The sequence below is a fragment of the Lacibacter sp. H407 genome, assembly GCF_037892605.1.
In the GTDB taxonomy this organism is placed as follows: Bacteria; Bacteroidota; Bacteroidia; order Chitinophagales; family Chitinophagaceae; genus Lacibacter.
The window spans coordinates 1058865-1079695 of sequence record NZ_JBBKTU010000001.1 but is presented as its reverse complement, the minus strand read 5'-3'; the positions used below and the strand labels follow the sequence as shown (position 1 = coordinate 1079695).

Annotated in this window: 15 protein-coding genes; 7 read left to right on the top strand and 8 right to left on the bottom strand. The window is 41.4% G+C overall.

Annotation, left to right across the window (positions count from 1 at the left end):
* Positions 1 to 58: 58 nt before the first annotated feature.
* The 4 genes from WG989_RS04700 to trmB form a co-directional block, all read right to left on the bottom strand.
* Positions 59 to 3643 (bottom strand): amidohydrolase family protein, encoded by a 3585-nt coding sequence (locus WG989_RS04700; RefSeq protein WP_340427698.1) that lies wholly within the window; start codon positions 3641 to 3643, stop codon positions 59 to 61.
* A gap of 117 nt (positions 3644 to 3760) precedes the next feature.
* Complete coding sequence (locus WG989_RS04695; RefSeq protein WP_340427697.1) at positions 3761 to 4135, bottom strand: MGMT family protein; 375 nt, start codon at positions 4133 to 4135, stop codon at positions 3761 to 3763.
* Positions 4095 to 4313 carry a C1orf53 family protein gene (locus WG989_RS04690; RefSeq protein ID WP_340427696.1) on the bottom strand — a complete coding sequence of 73 codons (219 nt, stop codon included), beginning with the start codon at positions 4311 to 4313 and terminating at the stop codon, positions 4095 to 4097. The genes WG989_RS04695 and WG989_RS04690 overlap by 41 nt, the downstream gene beginning before the upstream one ends.
* 81 nt (positions 4314 to 4394) lie before the next feature.
* Entirely contained in the window at positions 4395 to 5189 is a 795-nt protein-coding gene (gene trmB / locus WG989_RS04685) for a tRNA (guanosine(46)-N7)-methyltransferase TrmB (protein WP_340427695.1), read from the bottom strand.
* 183 nt (positions 5190 to 5372) lie between these two features.
* On the opposite strand from trmB, the gene WG989_RS04680 reads away from it, so the two are divergent.
* Genes WG989_RS04680 through WG989_RS04670 form a run of 3 tightly spaced genes read left to right on the top strand, consistent with a single transcriptional unit; the run spans position 5373 to position 9108 of the window.
* A complete protein-coding gene (locus WG989_RS04680) occupies positions 5373 to 7124 on the top strand; it encodes a hydroxysqualene dehydroxylase (protein ID WP_340427693.1) in 1752 nt (583 codons plus the stop codon).
* A gap of 41 nt (positions 7125 to 7165) precedes the next feature.
* A complete protein-coding gene (locus WG989_RS04675) occupies positions 7166 to 7846 on the top strand; it encodes a transmembrane-type terpene cyclase (RefSeq protein WP_340427690.1) in 681 nt (226 codons plus the stop codon).
* Entirely contained in the window at positions 7843 to 9108 is a 1266-nt protein-coding gene (locus WG989_RS04670) for an adenylate/guanylate cyclase domain-containing protein (RefSeq protein ID WP_340427688.1), read from the top strand. Before WG989_RS04675 ends, WG989_RS04670 begins: the two co-directional genes overlap by 4 nt.
* On the opposite strand, the gene WG989_RS04665 is transcribed toward WG989_RS04670, so the two are convergent.
* The 3 genes from WG989_RS04665 to WG989_RS04655 are packed head-to-tail and all read right to left on the bottom strand — an operon-like array spanning position 9105 to position 12942.
* Positions 9105 to 9560: a Crp/Fnr family transcriptional regulator gene (locus tag WG989_RS04665; protein ID WP_340427686.1), complete on the bottom strand. Its 456-nt coding sequence runs from the start codon at positions 9558 to 9560 to the stop codon at positions 9105 to 9107. The two genes, WG989_RS04670 and WG989_RS04665, sit on opposite strands and share 4 nt — an antisense overlap.
* Positions 9561 to 9577: 17 nt before the next feature.
* Positions 9578 to 12331 (bottom strand): hypothetical protein, encoded by a 2754-nt coding sequence (locus WG989_RS04660; RefSeq protein ID WP_340427685.1) that lies wholly within the window; start codon positions 12329 to 12331, stop codon positions 9578 to 9580.
* The gene (locus WG989_RS04655) at positions 12328 to 12942 is read right to left on the bottom strand and encodes an HD domain-containing protein (protein WP_340427684.1); all 615 of its coding nucleotides are present in this window, start codon (positions 12940 to 12942) and stop codon (positions 12328 to 12330) included. The genes WG989_RS04660 and WG989_RS04655 overlap by 4 nt, the downstream gene beginning before the upstream one ends.
* A 728-nt stretch (positions 12943 to 13670) precedes the next feature.
* Here WG989_RS04655 and WG989_RS04650 point away from each other — a divergent pair.
* The 3 genes from WG989_RS04650 to WG989_RS04640 are packed head-to-tail and all read left to right on the top strand — an operon-like array spanning position 13671 to position 16494.
* On the top strand, positions 13671 to 14147 hold the full coding sequence (locus WG989_RS04650; protein ID WP_340427683.1) for an Lrp/AsnC ligand binding domain-containing protein: 477 nt from the start codon (positions 13671 to 13673) through the stop codon (positions 14145 to 14147).
* A gap of 60 nt (positions 14148 to 14207) precedes the next feature.
* Positions 14208 to 15050: a GumC domain-containing protein gene (locus WG989_RS04645; protein WP_340427681.1), complete on the top strand. Its 843-nt coding sequence runs from the start codon at positions 14208 to 14210 to the stop codon at positions 15048 to 15050.
* Between the two features lies 1 nt (position 15051).
* The gene (locus WG989_RS04640; protein WP_340427680.1) at positions 15052 to 16494 is read left to right on the top strand and encodes an O-antigen ligase family protein; all 1443 of its coding nucleotides are present in this window, start codon (positions 15052 to 15054) and stop codon (positions 16492 to 16494) included.
* Here WG989_RS04640 and WG989_RS04635 read toward each other — a convergent pair.
* A complete protein-coding gene (locus WG989_RS04635) occupies positions 16489 to 17478 on the bottom strand; it encodes a LacI family DNA-binding transcriptional regulator (protein ID WP_340427679.1) in 990 nt (329 codons plus the stop codon). The genes WG989_RS04640 and WG989_RS04635 overlap by 6 nt on opposite strands.
* 268 nt (positions 17479 to 17746) lie before the next feature.
* On the opposite strand from WG989_RS04635, the gene WG989_RS04630 reads away from it, so the two are divergent.
* Complete coding sequence (locus tag WG989_RS04630; protein ID WP_340427677.1) at positions 17747 to 20824, top strand: SusC/RagA family TonB-linked outer membrane protein; 3078 nt, start codon at positions 17747 to 17749, stop codon at positions 20822 to 20824.
* The last annotated feature ends 7 nt before the right edge of the window (positions 20825 to 20831 follow it).

Below are 20831 nucleotides of genomic sequence, written 5' to 3'. Positions count from 1 at the left end.
TAAACAAAAAAGCTCCATCGATCAAGATGGAGCTTTTTGAAAAAGTATTCTTTGTAATTTATTCTTTCACGTCAGTTGTCACCTTCGGAATTTCTTTCGTCCAGCTGCCAACATCGAGTTTACGTGGAGTAGGATACACTTCATCCAATGTATTACCGTCATACAATCGGCCGTTCTTTACCACATAACGAATGGTATTGGTGTTGCGGATATTCTGCAGCGGATTATTATCCATGATAACAATATCTGCAAGTTTACCTTCTTCAACACTACCAAGTTCTTTGTCTAATCCCAATGCTGTAGCACCGAGAATGGTTGCTGTACGTAATGCATTCATGGGACTGATGCCGCCACTTGCTACACTCCACAACTCCCAATGATAACCGAGCCCTTGTAACTGACCATGACTGCCAATACCCGCCAGGCCACCTTGCTGTACTACACTGTTTACGCCTTGTGCATGTTTTTTAAACACATGATCTTCCGGTGTAAACCATCCACCCAAACCACCTGCTCTGCGACGTGCTTTTGCACTTAACTCTTCATACGGTGTAAAGCGATTCAGCTTTGGATCTTTCACCGGACTTTCAGTTGTGTAATAGAAATTCTCAGCCCAGGGTCCACCATAAGCAACAAGCAATGTTGGTGTGTACGCCATTTTACTTTCTGCGATTGTTTTTGTTACATCACTGTATAATGGGAAAATGGGAATGGCATGTTCATGACCGGGATAACCATCGAACAATTGTGTCATGTTCAATTTATAATCAAGACCGCCTTCTGTTGTAGGCATCAGCTTTTGTTCTTTTGCTGCCATGATCACCCATTGGCGATGTTGCCTGTTACCAACCAGGTACATTTTAATGTATTGTGTGTTGTAATACTTGCTGTATTGCTTCAACACATTGCGGGTTTGTTCAAGGCTTTTTAAATTATACATCCAGAAACCAACACCGGGACCGGTACTGTACACACGTGGGCCAGGCATTTGTCCGGCTTCCACCATATCGCTCCACGTTAATACATCGCTGGTTGCTGTTTGCGGATCACGTGTTGTTGTAACACCGTATGCAAGATTGGCTGCATAGATCCATGAAGTATTTTTATGTAAACCCCAATACGTCCACATGTGTGAATGTGTATCTACAAAACCGGGTGTAATGGTTTTACCGGTACAATCGATCTCCTTTGCTCCGGCAGGTACAGTAAGTGTACCTGTTCTGCCCACTGCTTTGATACGATTGTTAACGATGAGTACATCACCATTCTCGATGACCTCTTCACCTTTCATGGTAATGATGCGTGCATTCTTCAGCAACATGGTACCAGTTGGCAGATCTTTTTGATAATACACTTTCACCTGTGTTTCAGCTGGTGAATATTTTTCTTTCTTCTTTAGTTCTTCTTTTGCCAATGCTTCACGCTTTGCACGTGCTGTATCTGATTTCAACACTAAGGCAAGCGAATCAGCACTTTTCTTTGCTAATGAATCAGCCAGTTTTTTTGCATCAGGCCCAAGAGCTAACAAGGCTTTTACGCTATCAGCCAATCGTTGCGTTTCGGTTTTCTTCGCCGCTTTTACTGAGTCTTCAACAAACTGTGCACGCTCTGTATCATACACCCAATGGCCATTACCTAAACTCCAGTGAACTTTCTTTCCATCGGCTTCCCATGCTGGAAACTCACCTCCAATTTCTGTAAGTTGTCTGGAAGGAAAACTGCTGAATGATGGATCTGCAACATTGATCGTTGGTAGTTTACCTGTTTGCGGAATGGTTACCACATATACATTGTTGTTTACTTGTGCCAATGCCTGGTTGCCTTCGGGTGCCATCAAAATAATACCTGCGGATGATGGCATGTTCTGTGGTTCACGGTTACTTGCTCCTTCGGGTAACATGCAATAATTAACGGAGCTGGTTTTCATGATTGGTTTACCCATTACATAGGTAACATCATTTGCTGTACCAGCTGTATGTTCATGACCTGAATGATCATCATGTGCATCGGCAACTGCACCATAGGTTGTAATACCGGTGATGCGTACATGTGTTTTAAGATCGGTACCATCCCACCGGCAGGAGATCAGAGTACCTCCCTGTCCGTTTAAGAAAATGCGATCTGTATTTTTTGTGAAGTGTACATTGCCGGCATTTACTGTAAGATCAACTTTTGTAATGGGGCCACCTGTTGCGTTCATCCACACCAATTCACCTTCTGCACCACTGTAAAACGGATCTTCTGCATCTTTAAATAAACGAAGCGGTGCTTTAAAAAAGGCAATGCGGTTGTTGTAACTCCAGGCGGGAAACATAAAAAAGCCCGGCTCTGTTGTTAATTTGGTTACAGTTGGTTTATTACCAAATGCTGCTTTCATTACATGACCGCCTTCGGCTTCATTCCATGTTACAAACGCCAACTGTGTTCCATCGGGGCTCCACGCAGGCATCGCTTCTGTAAAGTTGTTACTGGTTACACGCTTGGGTGTTCCGTTTGGATAATCCATTACGTACAAACGGTTGAGTACAGTGAATGCTAATTTTTTTCCATCGGGGCTGGGAACGCCATCACGTATTTGTGTTGCAAGTGCTGCGCTTGTATCTTTAATGGCATAGTTGAAATACAAACGAGGGCCCATTTCCAGATTCATATCTGCTTCAAATGCAATTTCAGTTGCTTTACTGTTTGCATCAACGGGAATACGCCAAATCTTTCCACCATAGCTGGCAACGAGAACCTTACTGTCGGGGGTAAACGCCATACCGGGTAACACACCTTGCGGTGCAATGCTTTCCTGTTCATCACGCTGTACCGGATAAGCGAGCCAACGCTCATCACCATTTTTCATGTTGCGTAATACCAATCCGGTTTTATCCTGGTAGCGGCTGCCGTATACCATCCACATACCATCTTTACTGAGCGTGGGTGTAAACGCAGAACCATAACGTGTAGTGATGGTGTTTGCAATTCCTTTATCACGATCGTACGTGCCGATCTGGTATTGTGGTAACAGTGCGTTGTAATTCCATGAACCATTGCGCTGACTGTAGTAAACCATTTTACCATCCGGACTTACAAACGGATCAATTGTTTTTGCAAACCCATCATACAGTTGTGTACCACCGCCACCATCTTTGTGGTAGATCCACAACTTTGGAATGCGACGGCCTTTACTGGCGATGATGTAATTACCATCGGGTGTCCAAACGGCAGCAGGAAAATCTTCAGTAGGATCCTTTGTTAACTGCACGGTATCTTTCTTCTCCATATCGATGTACCAGATATTATCACTACCACTGCGATCGCTGGTGAAAAGAATTTTCTTTCCATCGGGGCTGAACCGTGGATGCGTTTCATAAGCAATGCCTTTGGTTACAGCAGTTGCTTTACCACCTGCTATGGGCATGGTATAAATATCTCCCATCAGATCAAACGCAATGGTTTGTCCATCAGGACTCACATCCACACTCATCCATGTACCTTCTTTGGCAGTGAACTTTACTGTGCGTTCGGGTTTAAGGGGAAGTTTTGCAAATGCCGTGTAAGGCATCGTGTCTTTTTTTGTACTGTCTTTAGCAGGTTGTTGTGCAGCAAGTGAACCTGAAATGCCGAGGAGAGCAAACAGGTATGCAGTCTTTCTCATACTTTTTAGTTTTGAGCCAAATTAATATAAGGCGCTGAGATTTTTAGGGAATTCTTGTTTAGTGGTTGTTTGGCTGTATAATCATTATCGAATTAAGTAAGATAGCCCAAACAAGTATCACCCCAGTTCCACCGCGGGGTCCCAAAAGCGCTTTTCAAAATCAACAACTGTATCATTCTTTACGGCAACACCATCTTTCTTCAACAGTTTTTCCATATGTGTAGGCGTTTCAAAATGAGCCTTACCGCTAAGCATGCCGTTTCGGTTTACTACACGTTGTGCAGGAACTTTTGGTTTTACATTATGTGCGCCATTCATGGCCCAGCCAACCATACGTGCAGAAAGTTTTGTGCCGAGGTAAGCAGCAATTGCACCATACGATGTTACACGACCTTTTGGAATTTGTCGCACCACATCATATACATCCTGAAAAAAAGAATATTCTTTTGCTTTACCCGTTTTGGGAAGTTGAGGTTGTTTTTTGGAGGGCATCGTTACGCTCTTTTACTACCAAGGTACGACGAGGTTCCGGAACAGCTTCATAATCGTAAGGGCAATGCCGGCAACCATGGCCGCAACAATAACCCTTGTCAAGATGGTACTTGGCCGTAAGCACAATGTTATCGTGCTCATCATAATAAAAGTCGATCCCTTCTTTTAAGTTTTTCATTTTTTCCGGTGGGCGAAGTAAACCTATTTAACCACTAATAACCGTTTTTGTTGCAGCTATTTTTTGCACAAATCAATTCGTTCAGTCTTTCTCCGTATCAAATACCCATTGTTTTAACAGGGCGTCAGGTTCAAGCGGTAAAGCGGTTGCAGGTAAACTGAATTGCAGATAATGAATGCGGTTGCTTTGTGCAATGTCCAATCTTTCATAATGGGTTTTGATCTTCAACTCATCGCTGCTATTTTCCAGCCCGTACACATCATCGGTTGAAGCATGTACTTGTAAGCCGCAGAGATCAATTGCTTTTTTGGTGAAGTTGTACAAAACAGGTGAGTCCGTTTTCAAATGAATTTTTCCGCCGGGCTGCAAGAGTTGCTGATACAAACGCAGAAAACGTGGATGCGTTAATCGCTTTTTATGTTTGGAAGCACGGAGTTGCGGATCGGGAAACGTGATCCAGATTTCACTTACTTCACCTTCATTAAAATAATTGGTTACCTGGTCTATTTGCGAACGTACAAATGCAACGTTGCTCAAGTTTTCTTTCAACGCAGTTTTCGCACCCACCCAAATACGATTGCCTTTTAGATCGATCCCGATAAAATTCCGCTGCGGATATAAACGTCCCAGCCCAACAGCATATTCACCTTTACCACAAGCCAGTTCTAATGTGATGGGATGATCGTTCTTAAAAAAATCCTTCCACTTCCCTTTCATGTCTTGCGGATACTGTAACACATTCGGGAAGGTTTCTATTTCAGCAAAACGGATGAGCTTTTTTTGTCCCATAGCGGGCAAAGGTAATAAGCAGAAACGGAACTGCTCGTCTTCAACTTTTGTTTGTAATGTGTTGTTGAACAGGAGTATGAACAACATGGTACTTCCTTTTTGCCGCAAAAAGAATTATATTGGTAGCCCAACGCTTTCTGTGGATCGATTTTTTCTGCACTAATTTGTAATGAATAAATTACGAAACAGAACGTTTCTCAATCCTTCCCTTCGATTACATGCTGACTGATTCACCATTGCCCGTTTAACAAACAGTAAAACCAAACTATCATGCCCAAAGTTGTGATCCTTGGAGGAGGTGTTGCAGGAATGAGTGCTGCACATGAATTGATTGAACGAGGATTTGAAGTGGAAGTGTACGATCGTCATAAACAGTACCCCGGCGGTAAAGCAAGGAGTGTAAATGTACCAACAGTTGGTCCCGGACCGGAAGAGCCGTTACCCGGTGAACATGGATTTCGTTTTTTTCCGGGGTTTTACAAACACATCATCGATACAATGGAACGTATCCCCTTTACCAGCAAAGAAGGGGATACAACAAGAGTGGTTGATAACCTTGTACCAACCGAGCGTGTACGCATGGCACGTGAAGGCAAAGCATCGATTACTACGTTGGTAAATTTTCCGCATTCGTTCAACGATCTGCATGTACTGCTTGAATCAATGCATGCCAACACCGGGCTTACTGCAGAAGAAAAGAAATTCTTTGCAACCAAAGTATGGCAACTGATGACATCTTGTTTCGACAGAAGGGCCAACGATTATGAACGCATCAGTTGGTGGGATTATCTGGAAGCCGATCGTTTCAGTGATGATTACCGTGCTTTACTGGTGCAGGGTTTAACACGAACACTGGTAGCTGCCAATGCACGCAAAGCCAGTACAAAAACCGGCGGTGATATTTTTCTGCAACTCATTTTTAATATGACCAATCCCGGTGTGCACACCGACAGGGTGTTGAATGGCCCCACAAATGAAGTATGGTTACATCCATGGTTCACCTACTTAACAGAAAAAGGCGTAAAGTATGTGAAACATCATGAAGTAACAGCATTGCAAATGGAGAAAGGAAAAATTACAGGCGCAACGCTGCTTAACCGTACAACAAATGAACCGGTAACTGTTACCGCCGATTATTATTTGCTGGCAGTACCTGTTGAACGTGCAGCCCCATTGTTTACACCCGAAATGCTGGCAATTGATCCAACCTTGCAAGGCGTGGTAAATCTTGCACCGAGTGTGGCGTGGATGAATGGTGTGCAATATTTTTTAACGGATGAAGTGAATGTAGTAGATGGTCATTGTATTTACTCCGATTCTGCATGGGCTGTTACATCTATTTCACAACTGCAGTTCTGGAAACATTACGATATACGCACCAAAGGCAACGGAAAAATAAGAACTGTTTTTTCGGTTGATGTATCGGATTGGGATACACCCGGCTCAATGGATTGTACCAACGGTAAGCCTGCAAGAGATTGTTCACATGAAGAAATTAAAGATGAAGTATGGCACCAGATAAAAGCTAGCCTGAATGTGAACGGACAAAAACTGGTGCAGGATGAAACACCTGAGTTGTGGCATATAGATGGAGACATCAAATTGATTCCCGGCTCAGGAAGTCGTGAAAAAAATGAAGAACCTTTGTTGGTGAATACGATCAACTCATGGGGTCTTCGTCCCGATGCACATACGCTGATACCCAATCTTTTTCTTGCATCGGATTATGTACGCACTTACACCGACCTGGCAACTATGGAAGGTGCGAACGAAGCAGCACGCCGTGCTGTGAATTCCATCATCAGTGTATCTGGCAGCAAAGCCAAACTTTGTGAAATATGGAATCTGCATGAACCTTCTATACTTGCACCGCTTCGTAACCACGATCAGAAACGGTATGAAAAAGGATTGCCCTGGCAATCGTATGAACCGTGGTGGATGAAATTAATATTGATGGTGCTCCATGCGCTGAAGTCGATCTGGGATTTTTTCAAAGGACTGTTTTCAAAAAAGAAAAGCTGAACAAGTAATTCAGACTTCGTTTATCGTAAAAAACAACTGCTATGACAATCTGGGAATATTTACAGGAATCGCATCCTTGGTTTGATACAACGCATTACACTCCACTACAGATCGGATTATTTTTTACCGGTGCCATGTTGTGGATCGTTGCGTATATCGTCATTATCCGGATGGCACTGAAAAAGAAAACAGTGATCATTCCGGCCGCAGCGGTGATCTGTAATTTTGGAAACGAAGTGGGCGGTGCCATTTTCTGGGTGCCCGATATGGGTAATGCGTTGGTGCTTGCTTACTGGGGTTGGATGTTGCTCGATATATTTATTGTGATCAGCCTGTTCCGCTACGGATATAAACAATTTACAACAGAATTTTTCAGAAAGAACCTGCGTTGGTTGATTGCTTTGGGTTTGGCAGGCAGTATTCCGCTGTCTTGTTTTTTTATGGTGCAATACGATTTACCGATGGGTGTTATTGATGCATACATTGTAAACGTGGTAATGTCGGTGGCATTTTTGAGTTTGTTGTTTGTACCTGATTTCCCGGAACATTCAATTGCACTGGCCTGGTCGAAATTTTTAGGCACAGGTTTGATCAGTATCATGTTTCAATCAAAATATCCCGATAATCATTTTCTAACAGTTGTATATTTAGTCGTGGCAGCATTTGATATCTTGTTTCTTGTATTGATGTATCAAAAGCGACGTAAACTAAACCTGGCGTGAAATTATCATTAACAAACTGGCTCGATTCTTTTTTACCTGCAAAGCTTACACAGGATCAGGATTCTATACGCAGGCACCGTTTGTTCATCATCATTAATTTTCTGATCACAGTTTTTGCCATCAGCTATGGAGTGCTGAGTTATTTTATTCATTTCAAAGTGGGGATGAATGCGATGATCGTTTCGGCTATCTTCTTTTTTTTACAGCCCTATTTACTGCGATCAGGAATTCATCTTAACATCATGGGAATGGTGTTTGGTATTTACAGTTTCCTGTTGAATACCGTACTTGTGTATTATTCGGGTGGATTATTTATTTCGCCTGTTACACCGTTTATTATTCTTACACCACCTGTGGTGCTCATCTTTACCAATTATAAAACCGCTTCTGTTTTTGCATTGCTTTGTGTGTTTTATGTTATTGGGTTTGCTATTGTAAAACAACGCATCAAAGTATTTCCGTTTACATACGAGCCTACTTATCATTTAATGTTTTTAACGTTGGCGCTTGCAGGATTGGTAGTCATCTTCTTTTTAATAACCAACACCTTTGAAAACACGAAGAATTTTGCATTACGAAGATTGGTTGAAAAGCAAAATGAACTGGAAGCAGAACAGAAACGTTCGGATCGGTTGCTGCTGAACATTTTGCCGGAAGAAACTGCAAAGGAGTTGAAATCATTTGGTATTGCAAAACCTAAGCGACATGAAAATGTAACGGTGATGTTTACTGATTTTGTGGAGTTCACCAAACAGAGCGAAAATATTCCGGCCGATGAATTGGTAAGTGATATTGATTTTTATTTCCGGGAGTTTGATGAGATCATCAGTAAGTATAATATTGAAAAGATCAAAACCATTGGCGACAGTTATATGTGTGTGGCAGGATTGAACGGAAATGATGGGAATGATCATGCAGTGAGTATGATACATGCTGCATTTGATATTATGCAGTTCATAGAAAGAACGAAGAAGGAAAGGGCCAAACGGCAAAAACCATTTTTCAATATCAGAATTGGGATCAACTCCGGTGCTGTAGTGGCGGGTGTGGTAGGCTCTAAAAAGTTTGCCTACGATATCTGGGGCGACTCTGTAAATGTAGCAGCCCGCTTGCAGCAAAGCTCAGAGCCGGGGCGCATCAATATTTCCGACAGTACTTACCTGCAAGCAAAAGATCAGTTTGTATTTACAAAGCGGGGAAAAATTGCCATTAAAAACCGCGGCGAACTGGAAATGTATTTTGTAGACAGTGTGCTTGCCTAAGCATTTGCTGCAGCTACTGATTTTTCATTTTGTTGCCGCAAACGTTGACAAAGTATTTTAATAAATCCTCTTGCAATTTCCGGCCTTGCTTCCAGTAATTCATAAAACGGTTCCTGATCGATCTTGAATAAAAAACAATCTGTTACACAGGTTGCAGAAGCTGATCTTGTTTCTGAATCAAGTAACGATAATTCACCAAACACTTCCTTCTCTGTTAACACAGCTAACGTTACCTGTTTTTTATGAATTTTTACCTGGCCTTTGTAAATGATGTACATACAGTCGCCAATATCTGCTTCTTTGAAAATAACAGTATCGGCCTGGTATTCTGTTTCTTCCATCAATGGTGCCAGTTCCGATAAAATAGTTTCAGGTGTTTCGCTGAACAACCGGAGCGATTTCAGGATCAACACTTTTTCAAACAACAATAATTTATCAGCCGATGGATTCATGATGTGGAATTTGGGGTTTAGGTTACTGCATAGGCGGCTGTTTCCCGCAACAATCTGTTTTCGGATTGAAGATACTTATGGAAAATGGTATGATCTACCCGCAGCTTATGAAATTTACAACTGTGTAAAGAACAGGCTTTGGTCCAGTGATTAAATTCTTCTTTTTCTTCTTCCAGAATATGTGTGATCACCTGCTCAATATTTTTGTACAGACTGTCCGGTATCATTTTACGAAGCCGTGAACAGCGGAACGAAATATCTGCTTCTTCAAATACGGTATTGAACGTAAATGCAAAATCTTTGCGGATGGTGAGCTCGATCAACTCCAACGCATTAGCAGCCGTTTCCCGTTGATTTAATTGCAATGCTTTTTTGATCTTATCTACCTGCTCTTTTTCGGAATAAAACGAGAACAGGTTTAATACGGTTTCCCGTTCTTCCAGTAATTCCAGTTGCAGTGAATTATAGAGAAAGAGATTTGTTTTTTCTGTTGCCAGCAATCGATTCAGCATAAACAGCAATTCAACAGCCCGTAACAAATGTTGATTGGTTCGTTCATCGATCAATGCCTGATGTTTTTCATCAGATGTATAATTCATCCGGTTCAATGCTTTGAGAATAGCAGCACTGTTGGTTGTTTGTTGCTCTAATAATTCGATGAGTAATTGCTCTGCTTCCTCTCCGCCAATTCGTCCGGCTGCTATGATCAAACTGCTTTGTTCTTTCGCTGTGGTTGTTTGTTGCAAGAGCAAACGTATCTGTGTAAGTCCTTTGCTTCCCGCAGTGATCAATGCCTGTAACACCTGTTTCGGATGTAATGCAAATAGTGCAGGTAGCAATTCAAGGTTTTTTGGTTCAGCCGATTTGCCTGCTGCAACGATCGCTGCATAACGGATCTCTTTATCAGCATCATTCAACAAGGCAAACAATAATGTATGTGAAGATGCAATTGATACGCTGCTTAAGATCTGCACAGCATTCATCCGTTGTTTTTTTACAGATGATGTGGCCCATTGTTGCAGCAGTGTAAGTGCCGGCTCTTTATCTGTTGAAGGAGCATATTGAACAATACTTTCCAAAGCAGCAATTTGGATCTGTTCTTCGTCATGATTAAGCATTTGAAGAAAATAAGCATGCTCGTACGATAAAGCTGCCAACACTTCAATTGCTTTGGCACGAACAGCAACTGTCTGTTCTTCATCAATCAGTTTCCTGACATCCGCAGCGAGATTATTTAATTTTTTCTTCCCCACCAATTCCAATGCTGCAATGCGTACTTCACCCGATGGATGTTGCAGTGCTTTTGCGATCAATCCTTCCTGTGCTTTTTCTGTTTCCGTTTCAAGCAATTTCAACAGGTACAATACTTCCAGCTCTGTACCTGTTTCCATTTTCGCTGCAATTTTTTCGATGGTTGCTTTGCCGGTAAGTTGTACATCGTCGGTTTGGAAATAACGGCTGCTGATGGTTTGAATCAATGTTTTGATATATTGTTTCTGCAACTGTATTACTGAAATGATCCAGCAGATAGAAACGCCAATCAATACCCAGGAAAGAACTGCCAGCTCATAGAGCTTCCAGTTATATAAAACAAACAGTAATACGCCAATTGTGAGATACGCAAACGGATCCATCACACCTTTTACAATATTATGTGCCCGTAAACGCTCAGGTGTTGAAAGCGGTTGCAGAATGGTAAGTAATACGGGTGAGTTGATGGATGCACGCAATGCATCAACCAAAATTGCGGCGGCACCAAATACATACAGGATCAAATTGCTTTTTGCATCGTTCTCATAGATCACAAGAATAGAAATATTGAAAACAAGTAATGCAATAGGTGTGATGAGTAAGGCATTCCGGTTGCCGATATTCGTTACCAACCTGCTGGTTAATCCAAGTTTTAAGATCCATGCCAACAACCGGGCGCAGCCCATAAACAAGGCAGTGAAGGTTGCAAAGGCCTCATCGGTTTTATAGTTTTTTGATTCTTTTATTTCAGCATAAAATGCATATTCAACCAATACAAAACCGGTGAAGGCAATCATGGATAAAATAGCCGTATCTAAGATTAGGCGGTTGCTGATAAAGTTTTTCCACAATGCACCTGCGCTTACAGTGTGATGTTGTTTTACTTTATGTGTGTGTTTATTAAAACCGGCCCACTCTGTTGAATTGAATACTTTATTAATAAAGAGCAGGGAAATGAGTACGCCAACAAAACCGGTGAGTAAAAGGTTTTGTGCACCAATGTAAGGCACCAATACTAACGCAAATGTGTAACCGAGAAATTTCGCCGGAATGTCACCGGAGCTGATCACACCAAACAGGCGCTTGCTTTGTCGTACATCATACAACTGTGCAGCTAATCCCCAGAATTCAAGATTGTTGATGAGGTATAATACGTTGAACCAGGCCAGCATTAAATAGTAAAACCAGTTTTGCGTAATCGCAAAAAACTGACCAATCCAGAAAAACAACATGCTGCCTGCAATAATGAGCGTAAGTACAATACTTAATTGACGAACAGGTAAGCGATGTTCGAGCCTGTTACATACATAGCCTGCGATCCATAAGAGGAACGCCGATAGGATAAACACATAGGCCAGTTCGGAGATCGGAAAACGTTTGAGAAACTGTGAGAGTGCTGATGTAAAAAACAAGGCAATACCTGCTCCCTGGAAAAACTGAAGCAAAAACAATCGCCTCACCATGGGCCATTCAATGGGTTGAATATTGAGCAGCTGAAAAAATCGTTGTAAACCGCTCATAGAGGATGGTTGTTTGTACCGGTTGAATGTTGTTGTAAAAGTGTTTCGTAGTGCAGTTGTTTTACAGGGGCACGGAGTGCACGGGATGATGAGGTGAAATAACTATGCGATTCAAGGAACCGAAGCTGAAGTGCATCAAATGCTGTATCCGTATCTACAATTTTATGATCAAGAAATTCGGTACGTAGTTTATTGCTGATGGAAACGAAATCGGTGCGGCCAAGATAATCAAGGTCTGCATCTGCAAGAATTTGCTCAAATAAATTATGAGGCTGCTGCGGAATTTTTGTCGCCATGATCATTCCACAAATTCGTTGAATTGCTGCGTCGCCCAATCCAACCGCTGTAAGTTCACGGGTAGCTTTTACACAACTCACTTCTTCGTGTCCTTTATATACTTCCAGAAATCCGGTATCATGATACAGCGCTGCCAGTTTAATCAATAAAAAATCCTCGGCATCAAGAATACCTTCTCTGTTGGCAATGGCATCGGCTTGTTCCATTACATCAAGCGTGTGTTGTACACTGTGATAGGTTAGATGCGATGAAAGCCCGGTGCGTAACTCCGTGAGTACCCTGTCAACTAACGGGTTAAGATCAGTTGCCTGCATAGTTTGATTTATGCTTCAATGTACAAACTGATTATGGAAAATGATAGTAAATAATTAAGGGAGCGGGCTGAAAACAAAAGAGCCCTTTGTAAAAACAAAAGGCAATCGTAAAAAAAGCATGAGAAAATCTGTACGGAAAAAATCGTTAACTGGTATTGCTAAGCAATTGAAATATGCTGTAGGGGGAGGGATCGAACCTCCACGGAGCAGTTAGCTGCAGCACAAAGTTTAGTGGTCAACCCCGGTCGGCCTTACCAAAAGTAACGTCGGCTCTATGCTGCGTTTATCCTGTTATCTCCACCCCCGAGACGAGAGGGCATGTCTGCCAAAAATTTCATCACCCCACAGTGTAAAAAAGAACTCGTTAACAACAGATGATTTCGTTCAAAGGCTCATTGCCAATTGTCTGTTTCTTCACCTGATTGTTTTGCTGTAGAGGGAGGGATCGAACCTCCACGGAGCAGTTAGCCATAACGCATGGTTGGTGGTCAACCCCGGCATTACTGCCCTACGTTACGTTTATCCTGGTTTCTCCACCCCCGAGACGAGAGGGCATGTCTGCCGAAAATTTCATCACTCCACAGTATGTTGTTCAAAGAACGATTACAGTGCAATATTAAACCATATCCCCTATTCATTGCAAATTATTCAACAAAAATTTTAAAACTTTCGATATTATTCAAAATTTAATCACTAATATTGGAAAAGCATTAAAACGAATCGTAAAAATGGCATCGAAATTAAATCTTGACAAACTCGATCTGCAGATCATTTCAGAAATGATGGAAGATGCGCAGATCTCTTACGCTGATTTGGGCAAAAAGCTCTTTGTTTCCGGGGGAACCATCCATGTACGGATCAAAAAACTACAGGAACATGGAATTGTTAAAGGTACAAAGTTGAATGTAGATATTAAAGCCCTCGGTTACGACATTACTGCCTTTGTGGGTATTTATCTTGAAAAAAGTTCGTTGTACGATACGGTGGCAAAGGATCTGCGTAAGATACCGGAGATTGTTCGCCTTAACTATACTACCGGTAACTACAGTATGTTTATTGAAGTGGTATGTAAAGACATTAATCAGTTGCGGTATGTATTGCACGATGCGTTGCAAAAAATAAAGGGGATCGAACGTACCGAAACTTTTATTTCACTCGATGAAAGTTTTAACCGCAAAGTGCAGGTGGCATTGGATGTAGCCTGATTTTGATTTGTGCGTATAAAAACGAATTGTACTTTCGTTTCATTTGAATTGTAATTGCTTATGAATGTAGATATTGTTTTTGAAGTGATCCGCAAACGATGGAAGCAGGCAGCTATACTGGTATTGCTTGGTTCGTTGGCAACAGGTGTAATTCTGTTTATACAAAAACCCTATTTCAGAAGCTCCGCTGTTTTTACGGCTGCCAATCCCAATCTTGGCGATCGTTCGAATATTTACCGCACCGAATTTTGGGAACAATACTTTTATTACGGTGGCGAATTTGATAATGACCGGTTGATGGCGCTTGCACGTTCGGAAGAAATGTGCAGGTTTATGGTAGATAGTTTCCGATTGATGAAGCATTACAAAATTGATTCTTCCAATGTACGAGCTGCTTACCTCGCCGATTATGAATACAAAGAGAATGTACATATTCATAAGAACGAGTTTGGTCATGTAAAAGTGAACGTGTGGGATACCGATAAACAACTTGCTGCTGCCATTGCCAATGCCATTGTTACACGCACCAATCAAAAGAGTGTAGCATCGTCCAATAATATGAAGCTGGAAATATTGCAAAAGCTGCAGCATGATTTCAACACACAAAAGGATACGCTGCAGCAAATTGAACAGCAGTTACAATTAGGTGCTGATGCGTTTTTGTTAGCAAGAAAGACCGATATCATCAACCGGCTGAATGAAACAGAAAAACTCATCCAGCAATTCAACACCAGTGTAAACAATGTAAGCTCTTTATTTGTGATCGAAGAAGCATTACCGGCATTGAAAAAAGATAAACCAAAAATTATTGCAGGCGTCATTATGGCGGCTGTTGTGTCGTTTATTTTTTCTGTATTGTTATTGTTGTTTGTGGAATGGCGTTCCCGGTCAAAAGCAAGCTGATATGCAACACCTCTTTACAAAACAGGAGTTGATCAACTATTGGTTGCCGGCATTGGCAGCCATTGCATGTTTTGTATTGGGTGTGGTATTGGATGAGAAAATCTTGCTGATCCTTCCGTTTGCCGTATTGGCCATTTTGCTGTTTACGATCAACGTACGCTATTTGTTTTTTGCTTTGCTGGTTGCTGTTCCACTTTCTACTGAATTTGCAGTAACCGATACACTATCCACCGATCTTCCTGATGAACCGATGATGCTGTTACTGTCGGGTTCACTTGTATGTATACTGCTGATAAAGCCCTCGCTGTTTCCGGTTGAATTAAAAAAAAGCAGTTTATTTTTTTTGCTGCTGCTGCAACTTAGCTGGACGTTGGTAACGGTTTTCTTTTCGCATGAAGTATGGTTGAGTGTAAAATACAGCCTGGCGAAAACCTGGTTTATTCTTGCGTTTGTGGTGGGTAGCTTATTGTTTTTGCGAACAAAGAAAGATCTTGTACTCGCATCAAAGTGCCTCATCTTTTCCATGCTTCTTCCCGTCTGCGTCAGTTTGATCCGTCATGCAGAAAAAGGATTTACGTTTGAATCGATCAACTCTACATTAGATCCGTTTTTTCGTAACCATGTGAATTATTCGGCGCTGCTGGTGTGCTTGTTCCCGATCCTGTTTGTATGGCATCATTTTGCAGTCGGTCGTTTACGTACATGGATACTTGTTTGTATGGGGTTGTTTCTTGCTGCTTTATTTTTTGCTTATTCAAGAGGCGCATGGCTTTGTTTATTATCGGGAGTGATTGCGTGGGTGGCGGTAAAACGGAAATTTTTACTGTCGCTGATAATGGCTGTGATCATTCTCGCAGCATTAAGTTTGTTCTGGTTGGTTCAAGAAGATAACTATCTCAAATTTGCACCTGACTTTAATACAACTACTCAGCATACAAATTTTAATGAACACCTGGAAGCAACCTATACATTGAAAGACATGTCGACCATGGAACGTTTTTACCGCTGGATCGCCGGGATAAAAATGGTGAATAAAGAAAAGTTGAAAGGGTATGGTCCGAATACGTTTACCATTTATTACAAAGAATACACTGTTGCAGCGTTTAAAACATGGGTAAGCAAGAATGAGGAAAAGTCATCGGTTCATAATTATTTTCTGCTCATTGCAATTGAACAGGGCATACCCGGTTTATTACTGTTGATCATTTTATTGTTCGGCATGTTTGCAATTGCTGTAAAAGGATATCATGTATTGAATGATCAGTTTGAACGATCCCTGTCGATGTTGTGCGCAGTTGTATTAAGTATGGTTGTAACCTTAAACCTGTTGAGTGATTTAATTGAAACCGATAAGATCGGCAGCATTTATTTTCTGTTGCTGGGATTATTGATTCGTGTTCAGGTGAAGATCAATCAACAGCAAACAAACAACGCTGCATTATAGCGAATTACCTTCTACAAAGCGGGAACTTACAAACAACTCTTTTGGTTCTTCTTTTCCTTTCACACATTGCATCATTCGTTCGCAGGCAAGTTTTCCCAAACGGTAACCACTTGTTTCAACATAGGTGATCTCGGGAAAATAGATCTTTGGAAAAAAGCCATCGCTTAATGCAATCACTCCTGCTTGCTTTGGAATGTCAAGTTTCAATTGCTGCACACATTTCATTACGCCCATTAATATTTCATCGCTCATACAAAACACTGCATCGGGTGGTTGCTTCAATTGAAAGTAACGATGGGTGATTGCTCCTGCTACCTCCATGGTGTCTGCATGTTCAACAGTTAATTTTATTTTCTTGTGGGGTTGCAATGTTTCGTTCAATGCCTGTAATCTTCGTTTGGTAATAGATATTTGCGGATCACCAAAAATGGCCAGTATGTTTTTCTTCTGTTTTTTCAATAAGGCTTCTGCTGCCATTACCGCTGCATCTTTATCGGCCAGGCAAACTCTGTTGTATGTATCATCATCCGGCACTTTATCAAAAAACACTACCGGGATACCTGCGTCTTTCATTTTATGATAGGAATCGAGATTAGTTGTTTCTTTAGCTAAACATACAAATACACCACTTACCCTGTTCTGCCGGTAAATTTTTAAATTCTCAATTTCGGTCTCAGCATTGTCTGCACTTTGCAGGATCATCAATGAATAGCCTGATTGTTTTACTTCTTCTTCAACCGCCGCAATAAATGAATCGTAGAAATTATTGGTAATAGATGGGATCATGATACCAAACACTTTCGTGTTCTTGCTCCGCAGGTTCACCGCCACTGCGTTGGGTTCATACTCCAATGTTTCAGCCAACTCCATTACTTTTTGTTTTGTGTTGGTTGAGATATCGGGATGATTTTTCAGTGCTCTCGATACAGTAGAAATACTGATATCCAATACCTGGGCTATTTTTTTGAGTGTAGCATTCGCCATATTAAGAGATTAGGGTCGATAATTTTTCCACCGCAATTATTTTCGCAATCGTTTGCGAAACGGTTTCATAAACTTAACATGTTTTGTTGGAACTATTTGCTGAAAACTTCGTTTAAATTCACAGAAGATTAACAGCCCATCGATTGCATGTTGCCATATAAGTATGGTTCAGGATGATCAGTTCTGCAAAACTGGACCTCCCCCTTGGTGTATTGTGCATAGACGAAGCTGCAGTCTATAACCCTCAACAATTTAAAAACTACTGATTATGATCTTGACGAAACTTGCAAGAGGCATTCTCACTATGCTCAGTTTGTTTGTACTGGTGGCTTTTGCATCAGCTCAAACACGAACTGTAAGTGGAAAGGTAACAGACTCCAAAGGCGACGGAGTTCCATCAGCAACAGTATTGGTAAAAGGAACAAAAGTTTCTACCACAACAGCAGCCGATGGATCGTTTACATTAAACGGTGTTCCTGCAAATGCTTCAACTTTAGTAATTTCTTCCGTTGGCTTTTCAACGCAGGAAGTTGGTATTTCCGGAAAAGACAATGTAGCTGTTTCACTCGAAACACAAGATGCTGCCTTAAATGAAGTAGTAGTTATTGGTTATGGTACAAGAAAGGTGAAAGACCTTACTGGTTCTGTAGCCAACATCACTACAAAAGACTTCAATAAAGGGCAAATTGGTACGCCTGATCAACTGATCCAAGGCCGTACGCCCGGTGTATTAGTTACACCTGCAAGTGGCGAGCCCGGCTCTGCTGCTACCATCAACATCAGGGGTACAGCTTCCATCAGAGGTAATCAGGAACCATTGTATGTAGTAGATGGTGTGCCTATTGCCAGTGGTGGTACATTGGGTAGTGCCAGTGGTGTGGAAGGAAGTACAACTCCACGAAATCCATTGATGTTCCTAAACCCGAACGACATTGAAAGCATTACCATTTTAAAAGATGCATCGGCTGCCGCTATTTACGGTTCAAGAGGTGCAAATGGTGTTGTGTTAATTACCACAAAAGCAGGTAAGGGCGGAAAACGAGGTCAGTTTAATTTCGGCGCAACCACAAGTGTTGCAACAACTGCGAAGCGCTATGATATGATGAGCCCACAGGATTTCCTGCTTGCTGCTAAAAAAGCAAATATCGACGGTGGTTCTAATCCGAACGATGCTGCAATTGCCGTTGGTCTGTTAGATAAGGGTGCCAATACTGATTGGCAGGATCAGATCTTCAGAACTGCTATTTCACAAAACTATAATCTTGGCTGGGGCTTCAGTGCAAATGGTACAAACCTACGCCTGAGTGGTTCTTATGACGATCAGCAAGGTATTATCAAAAACAGTTCGCTGAAACGTTTAACAGCACGTGCAAACATTACACAGAAATTTTTGAAGGATAAATTGAAATTTGAATTGGCGACAACTTATTCCAATACAAAAAATCAATATCCTCCTTTAAGTAATAACGCCGGTTACCAGGGAAGTTTGTTGGGAGCTGCTTTGCAGTTTAACCCAACCTATCCTATTTACAATGCCAACGGCTCATTTTATCAGCCGGGTGATCAACGTAATCCATCTCAGATGCTGGCTTATTTTGATGACAACGACCGTGTGAACCGTTTCTTAACCAGTATTTCAGGTAGCTACCTTATTACAAAGGGACTTACTTACAAAGTATTGTTTGGATACGATAACATGAAATCTGAACGTATTTCGTTTGCAGATCCACGGTTAAGTGCCAATGCTTATGGTGGTAATACCGTATTGGGTGTGCCTAACGGACCAACTGTAAAAGATTATCAAAATCCGATTGCAGGCAATGGCCGTACAACCAAACAAAATCTCGATCTGAGATCTATATTGGTTGAACATACTGTAACATATGATAAAGACTTTGGTAAAAACAACCTCAATATTGTAGGTGGTTTTTCATACCAGAATTTTATTACTGAGTATGCACAAAGAGTAGGTTGGGGTTTAAATACAGCTGTTGTTAATCCAACCGATGTATTTGTGAAAGACTTCAACAACTTTAAGAACTATGCTGATATGTTTCCCGGCTATGATAAAAATGAATTACAATCAGTATTCGGACGTGTAAACTATTCATATGATAACAAGTATTTCCTTACAGCTACTGTAAGGGCCGATGGTTCATCTAAGTTTGGTGCAAACAACCGATATGGTGTTTTCCCTGCCTTTGCTGCAAAATGGAAACTCATTAATGAAGATTTTGCAAGCAACAGCCTTGGCAAATGGTTTAGCGATTTCAGCTTAAGAGCCAACTATGGTGTATTGGGTAGCCAGGATGGTTTGCCTTCTTACGGATCAGTGAACAGACAGTTCTCTTACAAAGATGCAAACGGTGCAGACCAGGTAGCATTTATCCAAACAGGTAATCCTGATTTGAAATGGGAAGAAGCTGCTACAACAGGTGCAGGTATTGATATCACAACTGCTGATAACAGATTATCAGTAACAGTTGATTATTTCTTTACCAAGCGTACAAACATCCTCTTTAATGCTCCAACCCCCGGCGGTTTTGCTCCTACATCAAACTGGTTCATTAATCTGCCAGGTTATGTAGTAAATAAAGGATGGGAATTCAGCATTAACTACAAAGTAATTGATAATGCAAAATTCACCTGGGATGTTAACTACAATATGACATTGGTGAAGAATGAACTCAGAGACTTACCGGTTCCTGTAATTACAGGTGGCGTAAGCGGACAGGGTTTAACAGGTGCATATGCACAAACATTTACAAACGGCCAACCATTGTTTACATGGGCGATGCCTGTGTTTGGTGGGTTTGATGGAAACGGTAATGCCCGCTACGAAAATGGAGCACAAAGCCAGCTTGTTGGTTCTGCTATTCCAACATTCTACGCTGGTCTTACAAACAATTTCACGTTTGGCAACTGGAGTTTGAGTGTTTTCATGAACTCTGTAGCTGATTTTTACGTTTATAACAATACGGCCAATGCCTTGTTCTTAAAAGGAAGTTTGAGAAACGGGCGTAACGTAACGAATGCTGCCGGAACAAGTCCTGAAAATCCATTCAACCCCGGTAGTGTTTCAACCCGTTTTCTTGAGAAAGGCGATTTTATCCGTCTTTCAAACGTAAACCTGAGCTATGCATTCAACATGAAGAACAGCAAAGTGGTGAAAATGCTTTCACTTTTTGTATCGGGTCAAAACCTTGCTTTGTTTACGAAGTATTCCGGTATAGATCCTGAAGTGAATGTTGATAAGAGCATCAGTGGTGTACCATCACGTGGTTTTGATTATACAAACTATCCAAGACCACGCATTGTATCAATGGGTGTAAATGTTGGATTCTGATTTTAAA

Bases quoted from the DNA above. Each gene is read 5' to 3' on its own strand.
- WG989_RS04695 (WP_340427697.1), bottom strand. From the start codon at position 4,135: ATGCCCTCCAAAAAACAACCTCAACTTCCCAAAACGGGTAAAGCAAAA.
- WG989_RS04640 (WP_340427680.1), top strand. From the start codon at position 15,052: ATGCAACACCTCTTTACAAAACAGGAGTTGATCAACTATTGGTTGCCG.
- WG989_RS04660 (WP_340427685.1), bottom strand. From the start codon at position 12,331: ATGAGCGGTTTACAACGATTTTTTCAGCTGCTCAATATTCAACCCATT.
- WG989_RS04680 (WP_340427693.1), top strand. From the start codon at position 5,373: ATGCCCAAAGTTGTGATCCTTGGAGGAGGTGTTGCAGGAATGAGTGCT.
- trmB (WP_340427695.1), bottom strand. From the start codon at position 5,189: ATGTTGTTCATACTCCTGTTCAACAACACATTACAAACAAAAGTTGAA.
- WG989_RS04655 (WP_340427684.1), bottom strand. From the start codon at position 12,942: ATGCAGGCAACTGATCTTAACCCGTTAGTTGACAGGGTACTCACGGAG.
- WG989_RS04675 (WP_340427690.1), top strand. From the start codon at position 7,166: ATGACAATCTGGGAATATTTACAGGAATCGCATCCTTGGTTTGATACA.
- WG989_RS04650 (WP_340427683.1), top strand. From the start codon at position 13,671: ATGGCATCGAAATTAAATCTTGACAAACTCGATCTGCAGATCATTTCA.
- WG989_RS04635 (WP_340427679.1), bottom strand. From the start codon at position 17,478: ATGGCGAATGCTACACTCAAAAAAATAGCCCAGGTATTGGATATCAGT.
- WG989_RS04645 (WP_340427681.1), top strand. From the start codon at position 14,208: ATGAATGTAGATATTGTTTTTGAAGTGATCCGCAAACGATGGAAGCAG.
- WG989_RS04700 (WP_340427698.1), bottom strand. From the start codon at position 3,643: ATGAGAAAGACTGCATACCTGTTTGCTCTCCTCGGCATTTCAGGTTCA.
- WG989_RS04690 (WP_340427696.1), bottom strand. From the start codon at position 4,313: ATGAAAAACTTAAAAGAAGGGATCGACTTTTATTATGATGAGCACGAT.
- WG989_RS04630 (WP_340427677.1), top strand. From the start codon at position 17,747: ATGATCTTGACGAAACTTGCAAGAGGCATTCTCACTATGCTCAGTTTG.
- WG989_RS04665 (WP_340427686.1), bottom strand. From the start codon at position 9,560: ATGAATCCATCGGCTGATAAATTATTGTTGTTTGAAAAAGTGTTGATC.